Origin of the sequence: Streptomyces sp. SM1 (assembly GCF_002910825.1) — a bacterium.
Taxonomy (GTDB): Bacteria; Actinomycetota; Actinomycetes; order Streptomycetales; family Streptomycetaceae; genus Streptomyces; species Streptomyces okerensis.
On the sequence record NZ_NEUB01000899.1, the window covers coordinates 1 to 20643 of the forward strand.

The window sequence follows — 20643 nt, forward strand, 5'->3', positions numbered from 1 at the left end:
GGCGGCTTCGCCGGACTGGCGCGTGAGGCGGCCGCGCTGGTGCTCGCCGGCCCGGAGGCCCCTGACGTACGGGGCCTGCGGGCGCTGCGGCTGCTGGAGACGGGCCGCGGGCTGCTGCTGTCCCGGGCGCTCGACACGCGCAGCGACCTGACTGACCTGAAGGCCGCCCACCCCGTCCTCGCGGACCGGTACACCGAACTGCGTGAGCTGCTGGACCGCGCCCCCGACGACGGGGCGGGAACCGTCCTCACGGAGCCGCCGGAGAGCCTCGCCGGACGCCCTCGGCCGGACCTCCCCGATCTCCACGAACTCGCCGTGGAGATGGAGAACCTCCTTCGGGAGATCCGGAACCGACGGAACTTCTCCACCTTCGCCCTGCCGCCCGACGCGGCGGAGCTGCTCGCCGAGGCGGCCGACGGCCCACTCGTCGTCCTCAATGTCGCCGGGACACGAGGGGACGCCCTGATCGTGCGGCCCGACGGCGTCACCCCGTTGCATCTGCCCGGCCTCACCACGGAAAAGGTCGCCGAGCAGGTGACCACGTTCCATGAGGCGCTGCGCCGTTGCGGGAGCAAGAAGGACATCCTGCCGGCGCAACGCGTTCTCGACGGGGTGCTCCAGTGGCTCTGGGACACGGCTGCGGGGCCGGTCCTCGACGCCCTGGGGGCACGCGCCCGGCCTTCCGGCCGGCACGCGGGCGACGACCGGGAGAACCCGGCACTCCGGGTCTGGTGGGTCCCCGGCGGCCCGCTCGCCCTGCTGCCCCTCCATGCCGCGGGACACCATGCCGATCCACCCGACGCACCCGAGCGGCGCACGGTGCTGGACCGCGTGGTCTCCTCCTGCACACCCACCGTCAGGGCGCTGCGCCACGCCAGGGAGCGCGCGCGTGCCGCCGGCGCCCCCTCGCACTCCGCGACGGCCTCGGCGCTGGTGGTGGCGATGCCGACCACGCCCGGTCTGCCGCCGGACAAGGATCTCAAGGGGGTGCGGAAGGAAGTGGCCGCGATCCGCTCCGTATGGCCCGCCTCGGAGATTCTCATGGAAGCCGGGGCGGACGCGACGGTGCCCGGCACACCACCGACCCGGGACGCGGTCCTCGCCCGGCTGCCCCACCACCCGGTCGCCCACTTCGCCTGCCACGGCGACAGCCATCCCACCGACCCGTCGCGAAGCGGCCTGCTCCTGCACGACCACGCCACCGGCAGACTCACCGTCGCCGCCCTGCGGCCGGTCACTCTCGACGGGGCCCAACTCGCGTACCTGTCGGCCTGCCGCACGGCGGTCAGCGAGGCCACCGAGCTGACGGACGAGTCCATCCACCTCGTGTCGGCGATGCAGCTGGCCGGCTTCCCGCAAGTGATCGGCACGCTGTGGCAGGTCGCCGACACCGTCGCGGCGGACCTGGCGGCCGAGTTCTACGAGCAGCTGACCACGGACGCCGCCGCCGCGGTCCTGCACCGCGCGACCCTCGGGATCCGTGCCCGGTATCCACGGTTCCCCTACCTGTGGGCAGCGTATCTGCACAGCGGTGGCTGATACGTCGCCCCTGCCGTACCCAGGAAGGCGTGTCTGTGCAACCACCCTCCACAGTCGAGCAGGTGCTTCTGCTGATCGTCCTGGTGCTGCCGGGCGTGACCTACCAGTACCTAAGGGAGCGCCGGCGGGGGCCGGTCGCGGGCGAGCAGGTGTTCGCCGACCGCGTGCTCCGCGCCATGACGGCGAGCGTCGCCCTCGACGCCGTGTACGCCGTCGTCCTCGGCCCGTATGCCGTCGAGGCCGTCCGCCGGTCGGGCTCCGGGTTCCAGGCGGTGGGCGATCACCCGCGGGCCGCGGGACTGTGGGCGCTGATCCTCTTCCTCGGCGTACCCGGAGCGGCGGCCGTCCTGGTGTCCTGGTGGGAGCGCAGGGGTGCCCGGTCCGTGTACCGGCCGACACCCACCGCCTGGGACCACGTCTTCCGAGACCTGACCCGGCCGAGCTTCGTCCGTGCCCGGCTCAAGGACGGTTCCTGGGTGGGCGGCTGGTTCGACGCGCGGTCCTACGCGTCCGGCTACCCGCACGGTGGGGACCTCTTCCTCCAGTGGAGCTACCAGATGAACCAGGACGGCTCGTTCGGTCCCCCGGTGGCCGGAACCGCAGGCCTGTACCTACGCGTTGAGAACATCGACGTCCTGGAACTGGTGGACGCCGGCCCGGCCGACAACGCGAGGAGACCGCATGCCTGACACCAGCACACAGGAAGAAGGAATGACCCCGCACGAGCTGGCATTCATGGCCGACCTCGACGGGGACCGCGGATGGAGCCAGGCCTCGGAGGAGGCGCAGACACCGCCCCCACCGCCCCCTGGGCGCGCCGGCGCCTCGGACCCGGGGGCAGTCCCGGACACGAGTGAGGAGACCACCGCCGATCCGCCCGCCGCCGGCACCTGACCCCGCATCCGGCCCGGCTTCCCGTCGGCCCGCCGAGGACCGGGCAACGGGAAGCCGGGAGGACGTCAGGCGTGCGGGCCGGGAGCGCCCCCGTCGAGATCCAGACGGATCACGTCCAGCGTCTCCGCCACTTCGGCGGTCAGCTCGTCGTCCGGGCCCAGCACCACGCACAGGTCCGTGTGCAGCGGCTCCAGGACGTCGTACGCCTCCGCCGCACGCTGCTGCGCGAGCAGCATCATGCCGATGTCGCGGCGCAGCTCCACCGCGTTCTCGCTCACGTCCCCGTCGACCGCCCGCACGGCGTCCAGTACGCCGTTCAGGCCGGCCAGCGCCTCGGTCACCCGGCCGAGTTCACCGCGGCAGCGGGCCGCCTGGGCGCGGCAGTACAGGGCTTCCTCGCCACCCGGGCCGCTCACCCGGGCGTAGGCGTCGGCGAGCGACTCGAACTCGGGCAGCGCGGCCCGGTGGTCACCGGCCAGCTGGCGGCTGTCCGCGCGGCGCCGGCGCAGTCTCAGCACGGCCTTGTTGTCCGGGCCGAGCACCCGCGCCACCGGCTCGATCATCTCGCCCACCACCTCGGCGGCCTGCGAGTACCGCTCCTCCTCCAGCAGCGCACGGTAGTGCGCGTCGACTTCACGGAGCTGCTCCCGCAGCGCCTCCTTCTCGGCCGCGGGGAGGGCGGGCGGTGCGTCCGGGGCTGCGGCGGGCCGGGTGTCCCAGGCACCGGCTCGCGCGCGGGGCGCGTAGGGGCGGCGGAAGATCCCGGTCGGATCGGGCGCCCCGGAAGGCCCCGCCTCGCCCGGTGCGGACTCCTCGCCGGGCGCCGGCAGGAACGGTCGCAGACGCTCGTACACCTCCTGCACATCCGCCGGACGCGCCTCGGGCGCCTTGCGGAGCAGATGCAGGACGAGCGCTTCCAGGGCTTCCGGTACGTCGGCACGCAGCTGCCGCAGCGGCGTCGGAGCCGCGTTGACGTGCTGCATCATCAGCTGCCACTCGCCGTCCCCGGCGAACAGGGGCCGCCCGCAGAGCAGTTCGTGCAGCACACAGCCGAGCGCGTACAGGTCGGTGCGCGGAGTGACCCGGGCGCCGCGCACCTGCTCCGGTGCCATGTACTGGTAGGTCCCGACCGGACTCCCCGTCGCGGTCAGCTTGGTGACGTCCGTCCGCAGGATCGCCGCGATGCCGAAGTCCAGCACCTTCACCGTGCCGTCCCGGGCGACCAGGATGTTGCCCGGCTTCAGATCACGGTGGACCACGGGCACGTCGTGCGCGTACGACAGCACGGTCGCGACCTGCGCCGCCACGGACACCGCCCAGCTGAGGGGGAGGGGCGGCTGCTGGTCGGGGCGCACGTAGGCGGTCAGCGGCACGCCGTCGACCAACTCCATGACGAGGAACAGCTGCTCGTACGACTCGTCCAGTACCGCGTCGTACACCTGCGGGACGCCCGGGTGCTGGATCCGCGCGGTGACGCGTGCCTCGCGCCGGAAGCGCTTCTCGAACTCCTCCGCCAGGTGCGGGGACGTCACGGCCTGCGGCCGGATCAGCTTCACGGCGACCGGCCGGTCCAGTACGACGTCGTAGCCGCGCCAGACGTCCCCCATGCCGCCGTGGCCGAACTGGTCCAGCAGTTCGTAGCGTTCCGCGATCCGTCGTACGTCCGGCACCTGGTCCCGCCCCCGCTCACGTGGAGTGCCCGAAGAGGTCTGCGCTGTGATCGGGGATCAGTCTTCCGGGCGAGGGCGTGCGCGTCCAACCAGGGTGGGTTGTACTTGCGAGATCAGGTCAGGCGGGGTAGGCGGTGCACTCCGCCCAGACGGTCTTGCCCGGCCCGCCCCCGGCGCGGGGTGAGCAGCCCCAGCGGTCGGCGAGCGCCGCGACGAGCAGCAGGCCGCGCCCGCTCTCGCCGTCCTCGGGTGGTGCGGTGGGCAGTTGGGGGAGGTGCTCGTCCCGGGTGTCGGTGACCTCGATCCGTACGGTGCGGGTGGCCGGGTCGGCGGTCAGGCGTACGTGGAAGTCCCGGCCGGCGACGTGCCCGTGCCGTACCGCGTTGGCGCACAGCTCGGCAGCCACGAGCGTGACGACGTCGTGGGCGTCGCTGTCGTACGGGACGCCCCAGGCGTCGAGGCAGTGCTCGCACATGCGCCGGGCGAGGCGGGCACCGCGCGGGGTGGAGCTGAAGCGCATCGAGAACTGATGCACCGTAGGGGGTGATTGTGTTGCGGTCATGCACTCACGGTGGCGGGTCATTGCCCAGCGTGACCAGTGGTGACGCGCTGCTTCCGGGGGTTCGTACGCGGTGGGCGCGGGCGCTGTACGGAACGGTACGCGGTAAAGACGATGACCTCGCGAAAGGAACCGGCCGAGGGCCACGCGGCCCGCGCCGTCAGGTGTCAGTGGTCAGCTCCAACGCGTGAGGTCCCCGACGAAGTCCGCGTACGAACGGTTGCTGCCGCGCGGGGAGGGGATCAGCCGGTGCTTCAGAGCCTCGCGGGCGACCGCAGGGCCGTCGCTCTCCCGGAACACCGGCACGCCGAGGCCTCGCTTGAGCTCCTCCTTGGCGTCCTTGAGGCGGCCTGTGTCCCTGTCGAACAGACGCTCGGGTACCTTCCAGCGCGGGCGGACGTGTGGGAAGGCTTCGGGGAAGAGCAGCAGCCAGCTCTCGCTCTCCCACGCCGCAAGTGCGACCGCGGTCCGGAACTCTTTGCACTGGCGCGCGAACTCCTCGGACAGGGCCTTACGGATCCGGTCGTACTGGGTATCGGTGTAACCGTCCAGGTCCTCGTGGACGATGAACCCGAGCAGATCGGCCCGCTGCTGTCGGGCCTTGGCCCGGGCCTTGCCGGCCAGCGTGCGCACCGCGGCGGTGAGGTCCGGGCCGGACTTCCGGCGCAGTCGCACCGGGTCGTTGATGCGGACCAGCTTGGCAGCCGCGCCGAGGTCCGGTCGATGGGCACGTATGAGTGCGGCCAGGATGTCGCAGTCGTTCTGATCTTCACCGGCCAGCACGATGATGCCCCGCTTGTCACTCTGCGGGCCCTTAGGGGTCACAGCTCGCCCCCGGTGAGGTCGCCGCCCAGCACTCCGGAGAACCACAGTTCGCCGAGCGGCTGGTCACCCGATTCCTCAACGATGGCCTTCACTTCGCCGACTGTGAGCGCAGGGATGATCGACGCGCCGTCCTCGTCGCGGTCGCACACGACGAACTCCTCCGGCCGCAACCGGTTCACGAGTGCGGGGGAGTGGGTGGCGACGATGAACTGCGTCCGCTCGGCGGCCTCGCGCAGCCGCTGTACGACGAGTTCCAGCGCCTGTGGGTGCAGCCCGTGGTCGATCTCCTCGATGTAGGTGAACGCCGGCGGGTGGGGGTCGTAGAGCAGGGCGAGCAGTCCCAGCAGGCGGACCGTCCCGTAGGAGGCGTCGGCGAGCGGAGTCAGACGGCGCAGGCCGCGCTCGCGCAGTACGACGGTCAGCTGGTCGGTCGCCCCACCGGCCTCCTCGAACTCGATGTTCTCCAACTGTGGGAGGACCGTGCGGGCGTCGGAGACCAGATCGTCCCAGATCTCCTCGCGGCCGCTCAGGTGGATCAGGAACCCGGCCAGGTTCTCGGCGTGCGGCGCGAGAGCTCCGAAGTCAGTACCGCGCAAGCGGGTCGGCTGCCGGGCGGCCTCCACGTCGACGTCGAAGACCCGGAACGACGACAGCCGGTCGGCGACCCGGGTCACCTCGTCCCCGCCATCGGCGGGACCGAGCCGGGGAAGGGTGGAGAGGCCGCTGCTCAGCCTCCGGATGCCGATGCTGGAGCTGCCCCCGCTCTTGCCCGCGCGTACGTCGAGGATGCGGGCTTCCTCACCCGAAATGGTGATGCGCCGACCGCGCCCCTGCCTACGCTTGAACGCGAAGCTTTCTTCGCGGGAGAGCGTGTAGTAGGACGGTCGTTCGTCGGTCCGCTTCAACCGCAGGGAACGGCGCCGGATGGTGAGGCCGTACTCGTCCGGTGCGTTGAGGGTGGAGTTCGTCGTCCAGGTCGCCTTGAGGTGGATGCGCATGGTGGTCGGCGGCTTGGTCCCGCCCCAGAAGGCCACCTCGTCGAACCCGCCGCGGGTGTCGAGCGCCGGCTGGAGGTCGGTGCGGATGATGTCGGCGAGGAAATCGAACACCTTCAGCACATTGGACTTGCCCGCGCCATTGGGGCCCACTAAGACGGTGAGTGGGCCGAGTGGCACGGTCACGTCGCGCAGACTGCGGAAGTTCTCGACGTGCAGTTCGAGGAGGCGGCCAGGCATGGGACGAAACCTATCGGGTCGGTGATCGCGGTGCGGCGATTCGGTCCGGACATGTGGCCCCGACCCCGTGCTTCCCTCCTGATGGTGCGCGGCCGGAACGGCGGTCGGAGCGCGGGACTGCTGCGAGGCGACCCGGCGCGCTGAGCAGGTTAATCCTGGCCTCTGACAGCACGCCCGGGGTTCACGGCGTTCGGCGTGGTGCTTACCGGGTCGGTGAGGGCCACGGGTGAGCGCAGCGTGGACGGGTTCACCGTGACGGGTGGTCATGGGATGGTCCGGTACTCACGGTGGCGTGTTGTGGCCTAGCGTGACCGGTGGTGACGTGCTACTTCCGCGGGGTTCGTACGGGGGTGGGTGCGGGTGCTGTACGGGACGGTACGCGGGGAGAGGCGGCAGGGCGGTGACCGAGGTGCGGGACGAGGAATCGGCGGTACGGCAGCAGCGGCGGCCGGAGGACGAGCCCGGGACGGGCGTGGTGACCGCGTTCGGACGGCAGTTGAAGCTGCTGCGGACGCGGGCGGGGATGGAGCGGGTCGAGTTCGGGAAACGGGTGGGGTACTCGGCGGACTCGGTGGCGTCGATCGAGCAGGGGAGACGGATTCCGCAGCCTCAGTTCATCGAGCAGGCGGATGAGGTATTGGGGGCGGGTGGGGTTCTTACGGCGTTGAAGGAGGAAGTGGGGCGAGCCCAGTACCCGGCATTCTTCCGCGACATGGCTCGGCTGGAGGCCGGGGCAGTGTCCCTCCACGTGTACGGCGCCCTGGCGGTGCCTGGGTTGTTGCAGACGGAGGAGTACGCGCGGACAGTGTTCGCCATGCGGCGCCCGCTTCTGGACGAGGAAACGGTGGAGCAACGCATCACGGCCCGTCTGGCGCGGCAGGAGATTTTCTCACGCAAGCCGCTGCCGACGCTCAGTTTTGTGATCGAGGAGTCGGTCCTTCGGCGGCCAATCGGCGGATGGGCAGTACTGCGCGGGCAATTGGAAAGCATCCTGCTGCACGGGCAGCGAAGGAACGTCGTGATCCAAGTGATGCCCACTGGTGGGACTGAACACTGCGGCCTGGGTGGCCCGTTCACCTTGATCGAAAACCGGGAAGGGCGGAGGATGGCCTACGTTGAGGTCCAGCAGAACAGCCGCCTCTACACCGATCGTCCGGAGGTACGGGATGCGGAAGAGCAGTACGGCATCCTCAGGGCGCAGGCCCTGACGCCCCGGGAATCGCTGGTCTTCGTCGAAGGACTCTTGGAGGGACATGAACCACCGAGTGGATGAGCTGACGGTTCCCGAGTCGGCCTGGTTCAAGAGCAGCTACAGCAGCGGCGAAGGTGGCGAGTGCATCGAGGTCGCCGAGACGGGCGGAGCAGTCTGGGTACGAGACTCCAAGAGGCCGTCACAGGCCAGGCTGTCCTTCAGGGGCGACGCCTGGTCAGAGTTTGTAAAGCTGGCCGCAGGCTGAGCCTGGGCCCGGTGCGTGCGTCGCACCGGGCCCCCACTTGCCTCCGTCAGAAGTCGTCCAACCCTTCCTCCCGGCGGATCATCCGCCAGGCCGCGCGGCGAGCGCTGCGGTCGAGGTTGGACTTGAAGTCCCGGTCGGTGCCGAAGTATCGCTTGCCGAGGGTGTCGATGGTGGAGACATGATCCATCATGTTCTCCTCGAACTTCTTGTCGAAGACGATCCCGAAGTTCTCTTCGTCGTTGACGACGGCGGCGGCCCGGACCTTGGGGTCCTTCTTCGTCGCATTGAAGGCCGGGAGGACGTCCTCCTCGGTGAACTCCGTGCCGAACTTGGAGTTGAACTTCTCGATCAGCTCGGACAGCAGTGACTTGTCCGCGTCCTTCGCACCTCCCGCGCCGTCACCGAAGCCCTTGAGCTCGGCGGGGCCCTCGGGGGTGAGGGACACGTCGTGCTCGCCGGTCTTCTCGACGCGCAGGTGACTGAGATCGACCTCGCCTATGTCGACTCCGCCGTCCGCGAGGCGGGGGAGGCGGTTGAGCAGGTGGCGCCCGTAGAGGTGCAGGCGCTCCAACTCGGCGTCGCGGTAGGGGACGATCTGCGCGAGGAAGCCGTACTTGCGGACGTAGTCGTTGAGGTTGGCGCGGAACTCCTCCGCCGTCTCGACGTCGTCCTCCCCCTCGCTCTCCAGCAGGGCGGTGAAGCGGGTCACGGCGGGGGAGAGGAGCCGGTACAACTCGGCGTGCAGCTTCTCCCACTTGGACTGGACGCCGCCCGCCTTCTTCTCCGCTTCCAAGTACGCGGCGACGAACTCGTCCATGTCCTGCTCCGAGATGATCGGGGCGGACATGACGCGGCTCTGGGCCGTGTAGAGGAGGTTCGGGTCGGAGGGCAGGGTGTGCGCCTCCTCGAAGTACGGGCGGAACGCTTCCTGGATGTCCTCGGCCTCGTTGACGAAGTCCAGGACGGCGAGGTCGGCCTGGGACTTGCGTTCGGCGGTGCGGTTGAGGCGCGAGAGGGTCTGCACGGCGGCGATGCCGGTCAGGGTCTTGTTGACGTACATGGTGGTGAGAAGCGGCTGGTCGAAGCCGGTCTGGTACTTCTCGGCGACGACCAGGATCCGGTACTCCTGCTGCCCCTTGCCGCCGGCCTTCGCGGCCTTGTCGTCGGCGCGGGTGTAGCCGAACGCCTTCGGCAGCGCGGCCTCCGAGATACCGCCGTTCTCCTTGACCTCGGTGGTCTCCTCACCGTCGATGGTGAGGGTGCCGGAGATCGCGACGAGTACGCCGAGGTCCGGGTACTTGGTGTCGTACTCGCGGTCGGCGATGTAACTGCGGATGGCGCGGGCCATCTGGACGGCGGAGTGCCGGGTGGGCGTGACCACCATGGCCTTGGCCCGTCCGCCGAGCCGGCCACGGGTGTGGGCGAGGAAGTGCTCGACGATGACCGTGGCGTGCTGGGACACGGTGTGCTCGTGCATCAGCGCGAACCGGGCGAGCTGGCTGTTCGCCTTGGAGGGGTCCACCTCCTTCTCGTCGCGGTTGAGGTTCGCGAGCTTCCAGTAGGTGTTGTAGGTGACGTAGTTGCGCAGGGGGTCGAGGATGAAGCCTTCCTCGATGGCCTGGCGCATGGAGTAGGTGTGGAAGGGACGGTAGACGGTCTCGCCGTTCTCTACGCCTTCCGTGCCGAAGAGTTCGAGGGTCTTCGACTTGGGCGTGGCCGTGAAGGCGAAGTAGGAGAGGTTCGCGGCACGGGAGCGTGCCACGGCCTTCGCCTTGAGCTGGTCGTCCACGGTGACCGTGGTCGCGCCCGCGTCGTCCGAGTCGGAGTCCAGACCGAGGTCCCGTAGGGCCGACTTCACGGCGGTGGCGGCGTCACCGGACTGGGAGGAGTGCGCCTCGTCGACGATGATTGCGAAGCGGGTGCCCTTGATCTCGGTGGGGTTGCGCTTGATGTAGTCGAGCAGCGCGGGGAACGAGTGCAGGGTGACCGTGACGATCTTCCCGGTGTCCCGGGAAAGGGCACGGGCGAGCTGTTCGCTCTTCGCGCCGTGCTTCTCGTCGACCTTCACGACCAGGCCGTCGGTCTGGCTGAAGTTGCCGACGGTTTCCCGGAGTTGTGCGTCCAGGTTGCGCCGGTCGGTGATGACGATGACCTTGTCGAAGACGGGCTCACCCGGCTTGATCCGTCCCTCGGTAAGGGCATCGGGGTTCAGGACGCTCGGGTCGGTGCGGGCGTGCAGGTCGCTGAGGCGGTGGGCCAGCCAGCCGATGGTGTTCGACTTGCCTGAGCCGGCGGAGGCCATGACGAGGTAGTTCTGGCCGGCGCCGTGCACGGAGGCGTGCGCGGTGAGCTTCTTGACCACGTCCCACTGGTGGAAGCGGGGGAAGATCGTGGTCTTGGTGGTGCCGCCGCCGGGCGTCTTGTGCTTCTGCTGGTGCACGAAACGCTGGAGGAGGTCGAGCCAGTTGTCCCGCTGCCAGACCTGTTCCCAGAGGTAGGACGTGGCGTACGTGCCGTGGGCGGTGGGTGCGGGGTTCCCGGAGCCGCCGGGCTGGCCGGGACCGTTTGAGCCGGTGTTGAACGGTAGGAACTGGGTGTTCTTCCCGCGCAGTTGCGTGGTGACGAAGACCAGGTCCGGGTCGACGGCGAAGTTCGCGATGACCCGACGGGTGAAGATCAGCTCGGTCGGGTCCCGGTCGGTCCGGTACTGCTCCTTGGCCTGCTCGACGCCCTGCCCGGTGAGCGGGTTCTTCAACTCGGCTGTAGCGACGGGGATGCCGTTGAGGAACAGAGTCAGGTCGAGCCGGTGACCCCAGTCGGCCTGCTTGGTGGCGTAGGGGAGTTCCCGGACGACGGTGAGGCGGTTGGCCCGGTAGCCGTTGAGGACGGAGGGGGCGGAGATGAGGTTGGGCTTGAAGTAGGCGACGCGGAGGCGGACGCCACGGTCCTTGACGCCGTTCCGGAGGACATGGAGCAGCCCATCATCGGCGATGGCCCGGTCAAGCCGCTGAGCGAAACCGCGCTGGGCATCGTTGGGATTCCCGCCGTAGACGGTGAGCAGTTCGTTCCACTCGTCGGGCTGGGTCGCCCCGATGAAGGTGAACAACTCGTTGGTGTCGAGCCCGAGGTCAGCCTGGTAGTTTTCAGGGTTCGCCTCCCGCCAGCCTCGCTCGCAAAGCGCGGCCACGATGGCGGACCCAAAGGAGGACTCGTGGTGCACGGGGCTCATGCGGAGACTCCTACGGTGACGTTGCGGCCGCTGGCTGTGGATACGTCGAACTGGCCGGTTAGGGCAGCGGTGATCAAGGCCTGACGGCGTTCGGCAACCAACTTCTGGGCCTGAGTGAGCTGGTTGCGCATCATGGACATGTCGCGAATCGCACGGGATGCGTTCGCGACGATGACCTGACCATCGTTGGGGACCGGGATGCGGTACTGGCGCAGCTGCTCGCCCGTAAGGTGAGGAATTGTGGCGATGTTGCCATCGGCGCTGAAAACGCCACAAGATTTCGCAAACCTGAGCCAGTACATCAACCATTCAACGGGTGCACTGCCAGCCTGCCTTACGCGGTGCAGTGACTTTTGGAAATAGCATTCTGTGATCCGGCCGTCCCACACGGCAGCCTCGGCGACCCCTGCTCCTCCCTCGCATACGAGAAGATCGCCACAGCGAAGGGAATAGCGTTGTGCCTCATCTACCTCGAAATGCATTGTTGCCATGTCGGAAGTGTTGATCTCATACCAGTGCACATTGGCGTTGCGGAGGTATGGTCGCTGGCTCTGACCCGTTGCCCGGTCAGGGTTCAGCATTTTTCCGAGTTCGGTGGAGAAGTAGGCGTAGATTGGGCCAATTTTCCAGCTTGCCGGAATAAAAGGAAGCCATGGCCACCCCGTTGGCTGGCCGTCGATCCGGGTAGCGCCGCCCGAGAGTGCGTGGCCGATAACTGCCAACTCTCGCTCCGACAGGGTCGAGATCTGCTCATCCCGCTTCATAGCGAGCATGTCAATGCGGCTGGTTTCAATGTCGAGGAAGTCGGCGATGCGGCGCTGCTCCTCGGGTGAGGGGAGGTTGATCCGCAGGTTGCCGATCTCACCCGGGTTGATCGCTGGGTAACTCACTCCGGTCGACCTCGCTACCACGTCATCGATGAAGGGCCGCGACTGACAGTGGTAGGTGAGGAAGCGGGAGTCGACCTCAGGCCCTGCCTCTAGTACGGCGAACCCGGTGGAGAAAACCAGCGGGTCGGGCGTCGCTGGTACCGTTCCGATGGCGCGCAGGTAGGTGCGTACTGTCGACACCACGGCGGAACCCGCCGGAGCCAGACGTCTTGCCCGGGAGGGTGCTTCTGAAAAGACAATCTCGTCATTTGGGATCGCCACGTTGCCGAGGGAGTCCACGGCGGAGATATCGACGTACCGGAACCGGAAATCTGGGTCCGTGTCCTCAGGCAGAGTCTGTCGGTTGATGCGTGCGACGTCCTTGATGCGGTACGAGTTCATTCCGTAACCTCACCCAGCAGCGCTTGGATCTCCGCCTCCAACACCTTCAACTCTGCGTCGATCTCTGCCAACGGCCGCGGTGCCTCGTACACATAGAAGTGTCGCGTGAACGGAATCTCGTACCCAACCTTCGTCTTGCTCCCGTCGATCCACGCATTCGGCACATGCGGATGAACCTCACGCGCCAAATACTCCTCGACGTCCTCCCCCAACGGCACGTTCTCGTAGTCTCGAAGCTCCCCATCCGGCTCGCGCTGCCCCTTGACGAGCTGCACCTCGCCCTCCGGATCCCGCACCCCGAGAACATCCCGCAGCGCCTTGTTGAACGGCGCCCCCGTCGGCCACGTCCCGCCGGCCTGCACCACCGCGTCCTTCAACGTGAGCCAAGCGTCTTGCTTCGTACCCCAACTCGCCCCGACCAGCGACTTGCAAGCATCCGCCAACGCCGAAGCCTGCGGCAGCTTCTGGATCGCCTTGGACGCCTCCAGCGCCGTCAGCGTCTCCTCCGTCACCTCGAACCGCAGCTTCAGCGGGCGCTCCACCGTGATCCGCTGGTACCCGAAGTCCTCGTTCGCGAAGACCTTCACCTTTCCGTGCAACGGATGCTCCGCATCCCCCGCCACGGCCAGCGCCTCCCCGTACAGCTTGACGACCTCGGCGATGTGCTCCTTGCCCAGAGCCTTCCGCTTGTCGCCCAGCGACTTCCGCATCTTCTGCCACTGGTCGCGCGCGTCCAGCAGCACGACCTTGCCCTTGTGGTCCGGGCCCTTCCGGTTCGTCAGGATCCAGAAGTACGTGGAGATACCGGTGTTGTAGAACAGCTGGTCCGGCAGAGCGACGATGCCCTCCAGCCAGTCGTTCTCCAGGATCCACCGCCGGATCTCCGACTCACCCGACCCCGCCGCACCCGTGAACAAGGGCGAGCCGTTGAAGACGATCGCGAGCCGCGAACCGCCCCCGCCGTTCACGTCCACCGGCTTCATCTTCGAGATCATGTGCTGGAGGAACAGCAGCGACCCGTCGTTGATCCGCGGCAGCCCCGCCCCGAACCGGCCGGCCTCGCCCAGCGCCTTGTGCTCGTGCTCGACCTCGTCCTTGACCTTCTTCCACTCCACGCCGAACGGCGGGTTGGCCAGCATGTAGTCGAAGGACTTCCGGGCGTGGCCGTCATCGGAGAAGGAGTTGCCGAAGGCGATGTTCTCCGGGTCCTGCCCCTTGATCATCAGGTCCGACCGGCAGATCGCCCACGACTCGGGGTTGAGCTCCTGCCCGAACACCTCCACCGTGGCGTCCGGGTTCAGCTCCTTGATGAGGTCGTCCATCGCGGACAGCATGCCGCCCGTGCCGCAGGCCGGGTCGAGCACCGTGCGCACCGCACCCGGGAGCTGCAACGCGTCCCCGTCCGGAGCGACCAGCAGCCGCACCATCAGCTGGATGACCTCGCGGGGCGTGAAGTGCTCACCGGCCGTCTCGTTCGACTGTTCCGCGAACCGGCGGATCAGCTCCTCGAAGATGTAGCCCATGTTGTGGTTGGGCACGACCTCGGGACGCAGGTCCAGGTCCGTGAACTTACCGAGGACCTTGTAGAGCAGCCCGGCACTGTCCAGCCGCTTGATCTGCTGCGCGAACTCGAACCGGTCCAGCACTCCCCGCGCGTTGTCGGAGAAGGCGCCCACATACACCTGGAGGTTCTGCCCCGCGTTCTGCGGGTCCGCGGCGATCTTCTTGAGGGTCAGGCTCGACCGGTTGTAGAAGGAGTGCCCCGACGCCCGCCGCAGGAAGCGGTCCGGGTCGATCCCGCTCTCCTTGTGCTGCTCCGCGATCTCCGCGACCTTCTCACGCGTCGGTTCGAGCACGCACTCCAGTCGCCGCAGCACCGTGAACGGCAGGATGACCTTGCCGTAGTCGGACTGCTTGTAGTCCCCCCGCAGGAGGTCGGCGACGGACCACGCGTGGTTCGCCAACTCCGTGTGCTTACTGCTGTTCAACTGGATCCCCGGATTCCTTCCGAAATGTCCCGACCCCACCGCCCGAGCCGATCAGCCGGCCGGGACGGTCCGACAAGTGTGGTCCATGCATGAAGGGCCGCGTGCCTAATGGGGCGAATCGCCACCCTGACCGTGTACCTCCGCCGCCTCCCGTGACGGCAGCAACTGTCCGCCCGTGAGCCCGCCCGCCAGCAACCGCGCCGTCTCCTCCGCCAGCCGCGTCGCCCGCTGCGCCTCCGCCCGGAGCGCGTGCACGTGCCGGAAGGCCTCCCCGTACCGCCGCTGCTCCTCCAGCGGCAGCAGCGGCACCCGCAGTCGCCCCGGGCTGACACTCAGCACCGTGCTGCCGGTCGACGCGCCCGCGATGTTCCCGTCCGCGCCCAGGAACCCGGCGAGGAACCACGCGTCCAGGCGCTTCGGATCCGGACGGAACAGGTGGACGTGGAGGCCGAGCAGCGCACCGGCGTCCTCCTCGCCCGCCACCCGGGCCATCGGCCCGTCCCCGCCCACGACCGCCCGTACGAGCACGTCCCCCACGGCGATCACGGGCGCCGTGTCGCTCCGCAGCTCCGCCGGGTCGCCCGTGGGCCCGGACCCGCGTGAGATGTCCGACCCGGTGAGCACCGCACGGGCCTCCGCCCGCTCCCCGCCCGAATCCTCCGCGCGCCCGCGCCCGCCCTCCGGCACCGTACGCAGCAGGGTGAGCGCCCCGCCGCGCGCCAGGTCGGACGCCGTGGCCGTCCGCCATTCCCGCGCCGCGGCCCCCGCCGCGCTCCAGTCCTCGTGACCGGCCGCCCGCGTGAGCGACGTCGCGGCCCGGACGAGGTCCCGGCGGGTGGCGTCGACCTCCGCCGACAGTTCCGCCGGATCGGCCTCGGACCGTGACGCCCGTACGAGCCGGGCCGGGGTCAGATCCACCACGTCGTCCAGCAGATCCACCACCCCGACCGCGTGCGCGACACCGGGTTCGCCCTCGAACGCGTCGGGGTCCTCCGTGAACGCCCGCCACGCATCCAGGGCGCGGGCCGTCACGCCTGGCCAGTCCAGGGAGGCGGACCGGCTCCCGCCCCGCGTACGGCCCGACGCCGTACTCCCCGCCGCACCGGCCGCCGCTTCCGCCGCCGTGTCCACGAACAGCACCGACTTGCGCTCCGGACCGCCCGGCTCGGGCCGTTGCAGCACCCACACCTGGAGCCCGACGTGCAACGGCAACGACGCGCCCACCGGCAGTGCGATCACCGCCCGCAGCGCACCGCTGCGTACCAGCTCGGCTCGCACGCGCCGCCCCGACGCGCGCCCCGCCGTGGCCGGCGGCAGCAGCAGCACCGCGTGACCACCGGGCGCCAGATGGGCGAGCGCGTGCTGCACCCACGCGAGTTCGGACTCCGCGCGGGCCGGTACGCCGTACGCCCAGCGCGGGTCGTAGGCCAGTTCGTCGTGCCCCCAGTCCCGGACGCCGTACGGCGGATTGCACAGCACCGCGTCGGCGACCAGCCCCGGAAACGCGTCCGCGCGGAGACTGTCGGCGGCGCGCACGGTGACCCTGGCCTCCGGTGCCAGCAGCATCAGGCTCACGGCACTGCGCCGGGCCTGTACGGGCAGACTGTCCTGGCCGTACAGCTCACGCGCCCCCCGCCGGGCGGCGGTCGCCAGCAGCGTGCCGCCACCGCACGCCGGGTCGAGCACGCTCGACACGGACCCCGGGATCAGCCGGGCCATCAGCTCGGCCAGCGGCGCGGGCGTCAGATACGCGCCGGACGCGGCGCTGTCCTCCAGCTCCCGTTCCGCGAGCACGCCCAGTGCCGCCTGGCCGCCCTCGTCCCGTACACACGCGTACAGCGCGCGCAGCGCCGCCGCGTCACCCGCCTCGAAACGCACCGGGTCGGCGGCCGGCACGGCGTCCGCCACGGCCGCCGCGTCACGTTGCGCGTGCGCCACGAGATCCGCGTCCGGCAGCTCCGTGGCGGCCGTCAGCTCCTTCGCCGTACGCCCCGCCGCCGCGAGGACGAGGAGCAGCAGCCCTTCCGAGGCACCGCTGCCGCCGCCCTGCGCGCGCAGACGCAGCGTCGTACGCAGCTCCTCCGACGGGGTCGCCGCCGAGGTGTGACCGCGCGAGGCGAGCCAGGCACGCACGGACTCCAGGTCGTACAGCGGACTGCTGTCCGTGCCGCCGGACGGCGCGGGGAAGTCCTCGTGCCGACGGCGCCAGTTGCTGACCGTGGCGCGCGTGACTCCGGCGATGCGGGAGATCTCGGCGGCGGTCACCTGCGCGGATGACTGGGGCATGGCGGGAGTCCTGAGCCTCTCTGGAGTGAACAGTCAACAACTTACAGCGTCCGTCAAATCTGTCAACGTAATTGACGGCGCTTTCAATGTTGTGTTTCTCTGGTGTTGCTTCCGAGTGGAAGCCGCAAGCACTCCGGGGGGGAGTCCCATGCTTCTGACCATGCCGACGGCCGTCGTCGAAGGAACCCAGCTCACCGTGATGCCGTTCCGGGCCGACGCCGTCGTCGGAACGATGTCCGTACCGACGCTCGTCCAGCTCGTACCGTCGCCCCGCGCCGAGGAGGACCCGCGCAAACTGAAGGCGGCGTCCGGCCTGGTGCGGCGGCACGCCGAGCTGCGGGCCACCGTGCAGCGCACGCTGAAGTCGTCCCAGAAGGGCAAGAACGTCGCCCCGTACGCCGAGTACATCGCCGCCGGGCTGAAGGGTGAGCTCGGCGCGGCCTGGTCCACGCCGCCGGTCACCCTGTGGCACGCCGGCCCGCTCGCCGCGCTCAGCGACGAACTCGTCCTCGGCAGCGGCCTGCGCACGCTCACCGTCGCGCCCGGCACGATGGTCATCGCCATCGACGGCGAGACCCAGACCACCGCCTGGCACGACCTCTACGACGACCCCGAGGCGTACGGCCTGACCTACCCCGAACTGGCCCAGGTGCGCCTGCCGTTCGAGCTGTACATCGACCTCGCGCCCGCCGACGCGCGGCAGATCTTCTACGACCGAAACGTGCAGGGCGTGGCCGTCGCCAAGAACCTGGCCATGTCCATGGACCAGCGCGACTACGGCACCCGCCTCGCGCACCTGGTCGCCGACGCGGTGCACGTCGACGTGGACGGACAGCGCGTCCCCTTCGCACGGCTCGTGAACGTCAGCAAGCGGCAGGTGTCCGCGAGCGACCGCGAGGTCGTCACCCTCTCCGCGCTGCGCGCCCTCGTCGTCACCACGCTCTACGGACGCAACGGCGTGCAGGTCTCCGCCGAGTCCGTGCACGAGGACGACCTGCCGGCGGCGTACCGGCCCGAACAGGTCGAAGCCACCGTCGTACCGGTCCTGGCGCAGCTCATCGCCCGCCACGCCCACCACTTCACCTCGCGCAGCGCCATCACCGCGCCCGCCGTCCTCGCCGGAATCGGCATCGCCGCCCACCACACCATGCCGTGGACCGACACCGCGTCCGCCTTCCGCACCGACGACCTGGTCCGGCTCCTGGACGACATCCGCTGGGAGCGCGAGGCGAAGTACTGGGACGGCGTCGCCGCCAGGACCGGCACCTCCGGACGCCTCAACTTCAGCGGCGGCGTCAAGGACTCCGGCGGCCGGGTCGCCGAGGCGATCCTCTACCCGGCGACCGAGGCGGGCCGCAGGATCCGCGGCCTCTGAGCCCCGGCGCACGCGCAGCCGGACACGGCGACCGCAGACGATGGCTGAAGTACGGAGGGGTCGCCCTGGTCTCCCTGCTCATGGGCGTCGGCATCGGCACGAGCAGCGGCTCGGCGGAAACCGGCAAGGCGACGGCAGCCGGCACCAAGGCCGGCGCCCGCCCCACGGCCACCGTCACCGAAACCGCCGAGGCAGGACCCGCCCCCACGGTCACCGAGACCGAGACGGTGACGGCGAAGCCGAAGAAGACCGAGAAGCCCGGCCCGGCGACCAGCTTCTCCGGCGAGGGCGAGTACGTCGTCGGCGAGGACATCAGGGCCGGCACCTACAAGACGGCAGGCCCGGAGGACGAACTCGGCTGCTACTGGGAGCGGGCCAAGAACGCCAGCGGCGAGTTCGGCTCGATCATCGCCAACAACATCCTCAACGGCCCCGGCCGCGTGACCCTCGACAAGGGCGAGTACTTCAAGACCAACCGGTGCCAGAAGTGGAAGAGGGTCGGCTGAGGCACGACGTTTCGCATAGTGATGAGCGTCACAACAACCACATGGGGGGTGGCGGAGTCGAACCATGAGCCGACGCCCGATGTCTGTTCCGGAACCGGCAGAGCACAGCTGTAGAGAAAGGCAGAACGGACAGCATGTCGAAGCGCGCACGACGGGCTGATGCCCTGGCTGGGGAACAGGGGGCCGTCGACCACGCCTACCGCTGTCTGGATCACATGCGACGTGAGGCCGAGCAGCTCGCGGGCGTCTCGGCCGCCGCCAGCGGCAAGGACGCCATTGACGTCAGGCAGGCATGGCAGGGGGAACTGGACCGCCTCGACCTCGGACGGAACGCCCTGGTGTTCATGCGGGCCGACATCGACGAGGGAGCCGGGCGCGAGAAGATGTACATCGGGCGGCGAGCGGTGTACGACGCGGAGCGGAATCCGGCTGTCATCTCCTGGAATGCCCCAGCCGCGATCAAATGGCGGCTTACCAGCGAGCGGGAACCGGGGGACGTGCGTCTGCTGCGGCGTATCGTCTGCGACGAACAGGTCGTCCGACGGTACTTCGATCTGCACGGGACGGATCGCGACGACGCGTCGCCGCAGGCCGCACAGGAGGAGGCGCAGAGTATCCAAGGTACCGTCACCGAGGGCTTGCCCACTGAACACGACGAGCGGGCGTACGGTCCCGAGGAGCACCGTGAGGCCGACGGCTCCGAGGAGCCGCAGTGGAACGACCCTCTGCTGGATGAGCTGGACCGTGCGCGCGACGGGAAAATGCACGACATCGTCGAGACCATCCAGCGGGATCAGCTCCGGCTCGTCTCGGAACAGCCCCAGGGCGTACTCATCGTCCAAGGGGGGCCGGGCACGGGAAAGTGAGGGGCCCCGAAGATCCCGGACAGGGACCCAATAGGGTTGTCCTGTAAGGAATCGAGGGAAGAAGCAAGTGGCACGTCCAAGTCCGTACTCGCCGGAGTTCCGCGAAGAAGCGGTCCAGCTGGCCCTGAAATCAAACAAGCCCATCGCCCAGGTCGCCCGGGAACTCGAGATGAATCCCGAGACGCTCCGCACCTGGGTGCGCCGACACGAGCGCGAGCACGGGAAGCAGACCGAGCCGCTCGCCGTGGACGAGCGGGCCCGGCTCAAGGAACTCGAACGCCGCATTCGCGAGGTCGAGATGGAGAACGCCTTCCTAAAAAAATGCGCGGCGTACTTCGCGAAGGATCCCCGGTAGCGAGCAAGTACGAGTTCATCGAAACGATGCGACTCGATACCGCGGAGTACGCGTACCCCGTCGAGTTCATGTGCGAACACCTCGGCGTGTCCAAGTCGGGCTACTACGGCTGGCGGTGCCGTCCCGATTCAGTGACGGCCCGGCGGCGCGAGGAATTGAAGCTGCTTGTCAATAGAGCGTTCGGCATGTCCGACAGCACCTACGGATACCGGAGAATCCACGCCCAGCTGCTGCGCTGGGGCCACGCCGCCGGCCCCGAACTCGTCCGTCAGCTGATGCGTGAGCTGGGCCTGGTACCCTGCCAGCCCCGTCCGAAGCGGTGGTCCCTCACCCAGGCAGTCGCAGGCTCGGTGCCAGATCTCGTCGGCCGCGACTTCACCGCAGAAACTCCTGGCGAAAAGCTCGTCGGCGACATTACTTACATACCCACCGGCGAGGGGTGGCTGTATCTGGCGACCGTTATCGACTGCTGTACGAAGGAGGTCATCGGTTATGCGATGGACGACCACTACCAGACGCCGCTGATAGCCCGGGCCGTCCGCAACGCGGCACGGAATCGCAGGCTCGCGAAGGGCGCAATATTCCACT

General features: G+C 69.0%; 18 protein-coding genes. 10 read left to right on the plus strand and 8 right to left on the minus strand.

Features of this window, described 5'->3' with window-relative positions; genetic code table 11:
- From B9S61_RS30240 to B9S61_RS30250, 3 genes are all read left to right on the plus strand, one after another.
- Positions 1–1539, plus strand: a 1539-nt coding sequence (locus B9S61_RS30240) for a CHAT domain-containing protein (protein ID WP_146064990.1), incomplete at its 5' end; no start/stop codon positions are given.
- Positions 1540–1568: 29 nt separating this feature from the next.
- Positions 1569–2228, plus strand: a complete 660-nt coding sequence (locus B9S61_RS30245; RefSeq protein ID WP_258039925.1) for a DUF6338 family protein — start codon at positions 1569–1571, stop codon at positions 2226–2228.
- Positions 2221–2433 carry a hypothetical protein gene (locus tag B9S61_RS30250; protein WP_146064991.1) on the plus strand — a complete coding sequence of 71 codons (213 nt, stop codon included), beginning with the start codon at positions 2221–2223 and terminating at the stop codon, positions 2431–2433. Before B9S61_RS30245 ends, B9S61_RS30250 begins: the two co-directional genes overlap by 8 nt.
- Positions 2434–2498: 65 nt before the next feature.
- Here the strand turns inward: B9S61_RS30250 and B9S61_RS30255 are convergent, their stop codons facing one another.
- From B9S61_RS30255 to B9S61_RS30270, 4 genes are all read right to left on the minus strand, one after another.
- On the minus strand, positions 2499–4103 hold the full coding sequence (locus B9S61_RS30255; protein ID WP_103545085.1) for a serine/threonine-protein kinase: 1605 nt from the start codon (positions 4101–4103) through the stop codon (positions 2499–2501).
- A 118-nt stretch (positions 4104–4221) separates the two neighbouring features.
- Positions 4222–4665: an ATP-binding protein gene (locus B9S61_RS30260; protein WP_258039926.1), complete on the minus strand. Its 444-nt coding sequence runs from the start codon at positions 4663–4665 to the stop codon at positions 4222–4224.
- Positions 4666–4836: 171 nt separating this feature from the next.
- Positions 4837–5487 carry a hypothetical protein gene (locus tag B9S61_RS30265; RefSeq protein WP_258039927.1) on the minus strand — a complete coding sequence of 217 codons (651 nt, stop codon included), beginning with the start codon at positions 5485–5487 and terminating at the stop codon, positions 4837–4839.
- Positions 5484–6722, minus strand: a complete 1239-nt coding sequence (locus B9S61_RS30270) for an AAA family ATPase (RefSeq protein ID WP_103545087.1) — start codon at positions 6720–6722, stop codon at positions 5484–5486. The genes B9S61_RS30265 and B9S61_RS30270 overlap by 4 nt, the downstream gene beginning before the upstream one ends.
- A gap of 400 nt (positions 6723–7122) precedes the next feature.
- On the opposite strand from B9S61_RS30270, the gene B9S61_RS30275 reads away from it, so the two are divergent.
- Positions 7123–7995 carry a helix-turn-helix domain-containing protein gene (locus B9S61_RS30275; protein ID WP_374936261.1) on the plus strand — a complete coding sequence of 291 codons (873 nt, stop codon included), beginning with the start codon at positions 7123–7125 and terminating at the stop codon, positions 7993–7995.
- Positions 7976–8179, plus strand: a complete 204-nt coding sequence (locus tag B9S61_RS30280) for a DUF397 domain-containing protein (protein ID WP_103545088.1) — start codon at positions 7976–7978, stop codon at positions 8177–8179. Before B9S61_RS30275 ends, B9S61_RS30280 begins: the two co-directional genes overlap by 20 nt.
- 46 nt (positions 8180–8225) lie before the next feature.
- Here the strand turns inward: B9S61_RS30280 and B9S61_RS30285 are convergent, their stop codons facing one another.
- From B9S61_RS30285 to B9S61_RS30300, 4 genes are all read right to left on the minus strand, one after another.
- Complete coding sequence (locus B9S61_RS30285; protein WP_103545089.1) at positions 8226–11408, minus strand: type I restriction endonuclease subunit R; 3183 nt, start codon at positions 11406–11408, stop codon at positions 8226–8228.
- Positions 11405–12679 (minus strand): restriction endonuclease subunit S, encoded by a 1275-nt coding sequence (locus B9S61_RS30290; protein ID WP_103545090.1) that lies wholly within the window; start codon positions 12677–12679, stop codon positions 11405–11407. The genes B9S61_RS30285 and B9S61_RS30290 overlap by 4 nt, the downstream gene beginning before the upstream one ends.
- On the minus strand, positions 12676–14667 hold the full coding sequence (locus tag B9S61_RS30295; RefSeq protein ID WP_103545091.1) for a class I SAM-dependent DNA methyltransferase: 1992 nt from the start codon (positions 14665–14667) through the stop codon (positions 12676–12678). Before B9S61_RS30295 ends, B9S61_RS30290 begins: the two co-directional genes overlap by 4 nt.
- A gap of 105 nt (positions 14668–14772) precedes the next feature.
- Positions 14773–16953 (minus strand): N-6 DNA methylase, encoded by a 2181-nt coding sequence (locus B9S61_RS30300; protein ID WP_181007609.1) that lies wholly within the window; start codon positions 16951–16953, stop codon positions 14773–14775.
- 160 nt (positions 16954–17113) lie between these two features.
- Between B9S61_RS30300 and B9S61_RS30305 the strand changes: the two genes are divergently transcribed.
- The 5 genes from B9S61_RS30305 to B9S61_RS30325 form a co-directional block, all read left to right on the plus strand.
- A complete protein-coding gene (locus B9S61_RS30305; protein ID WP_258039928.1) occupies positions 17114–18328 on the plus strand; it encodes a DNA sulfur modification protein DndB in 1215 nt (404 codons plus the stop codon).
- Positions 18329–18408: 80 nt separating this feature from the next.
- Positions 18409–18834 (plus strand): hypothetical protein, encoded by a 426-nt coding sequence (locus tag B9S61_RS30310; RefSeq protein WP_258039929.1) that lies wholly within the window; start codon positions 18409–18411, stop codon positions 18832–18834.
- A gap of 134 nt (positions 18835–18968) precedes the next feature.
- On the plus strand, positions 18969–19700 hold the full coding sequence (locus B9S61_RS30315; RefSeq protein WP_146064992.1) for a hypothetical protein: 732 nt from the start codon (positions 18969–18971) through the stop codon (positions 19698–19700).
- 67 nt (positions 19701–19767) lie between these two features.
- Positions 19768–20055, plus strand: a complete 288-nt coding sequence (locus B9S61_RS30320; RefSeq protein WP_103545094.1) for a transposase — start codon at positions 19768–19770, stop codon at positions 20053–20055.
- Positions 20022–20643: IS3 family transposase (locus B9S61_RS30325; RefSeq protein ID WP_107499724.1), on the plus strand; the 622-nt coding region annotated here is incomplete at its 3' end. The genes B9S61_RS30320 and B9S61_RS30325, both read left to right, overlap by 34 nt.

What these genes read in the sequence shown, in the direction of transcription:
- B9S61_RS30250 (WP_146064991.1), top strand. Translation starts at nt 2,221, where the DNA reads ATGCCTGACACCAGCACACAGGAAGAAGGAATGACCCCGCACGAGCTG.
- B9S61_RS30270 (WP_103545087.1), bottom strand. Translation starts at nt 6,722, where the DNA reads ATGCCTGGCCGCCTCCTCGAACTGCACGTCGAGAACTTCCGCAGTCTG.
- B9S61_RS30305 (WP_258039928.1), top strand. Translation starts at nt 17,114, where the DNA reads ATGCCGACGGCCGTCGTCGAAGGAACCCAGCTCACCGTGATGCCGTTC.
- B9S61_RS30310 (WP_258039929.1), top strand. Translation starts at nt 18,409, where the DNA reads ATGGGCGTCGGCATCGGCACGAGCAGCGGCTCGGCGGAAACCGGCAAG.
- B9S61_RS30290 (WP_103545090.1), bottom strand. Translation starts at nt 12,679, where the DNA reads ATGAACTCGTACCGCATCAAGGACGTCGCACGCATCAACCGACAGACT.
- B9S61_RS30285 (WP_103545089.1), bottom strand. Translation starts at nt 11,408, where the DNA reads ATGAGCCCCGTGCACCACGAGTCCTCCTTTGGGTCCGCCATCGTGGCC.
- B9S61_RS30315 (WP_146064992.1), top strand. Translation starts at nt 18,969, where the DNA reads ATGTCGAAGCGCGCACGACGGGCTGATGCCCTGGCTGGGGAACAGGGG.
- B9S61_RS30300 (WP_181007609.1), bottom strand. Translation starts at nt 16,953, where the DNA reads ATGCCCCAGTCATCCGCGCAGGTGACCGCCGCCGAGATCTCCCGCATC.
- B9S61_RS30260 (WP_258039926.1), bottom strand. Translation starts at nt 4,665, where the DNA reads ATGACCGCAACACAATCACCCCCTACGGTGCATCAGTTCTCGATGCGC.
- B9S61_RS30280 (WP_103545088.1), top strand. Translation starts at nt 7,976, where the DNA reads ATGAACCACCGAGTGGATGAGCTGACGGTTCCCGAGTCGGCCTGGTTC.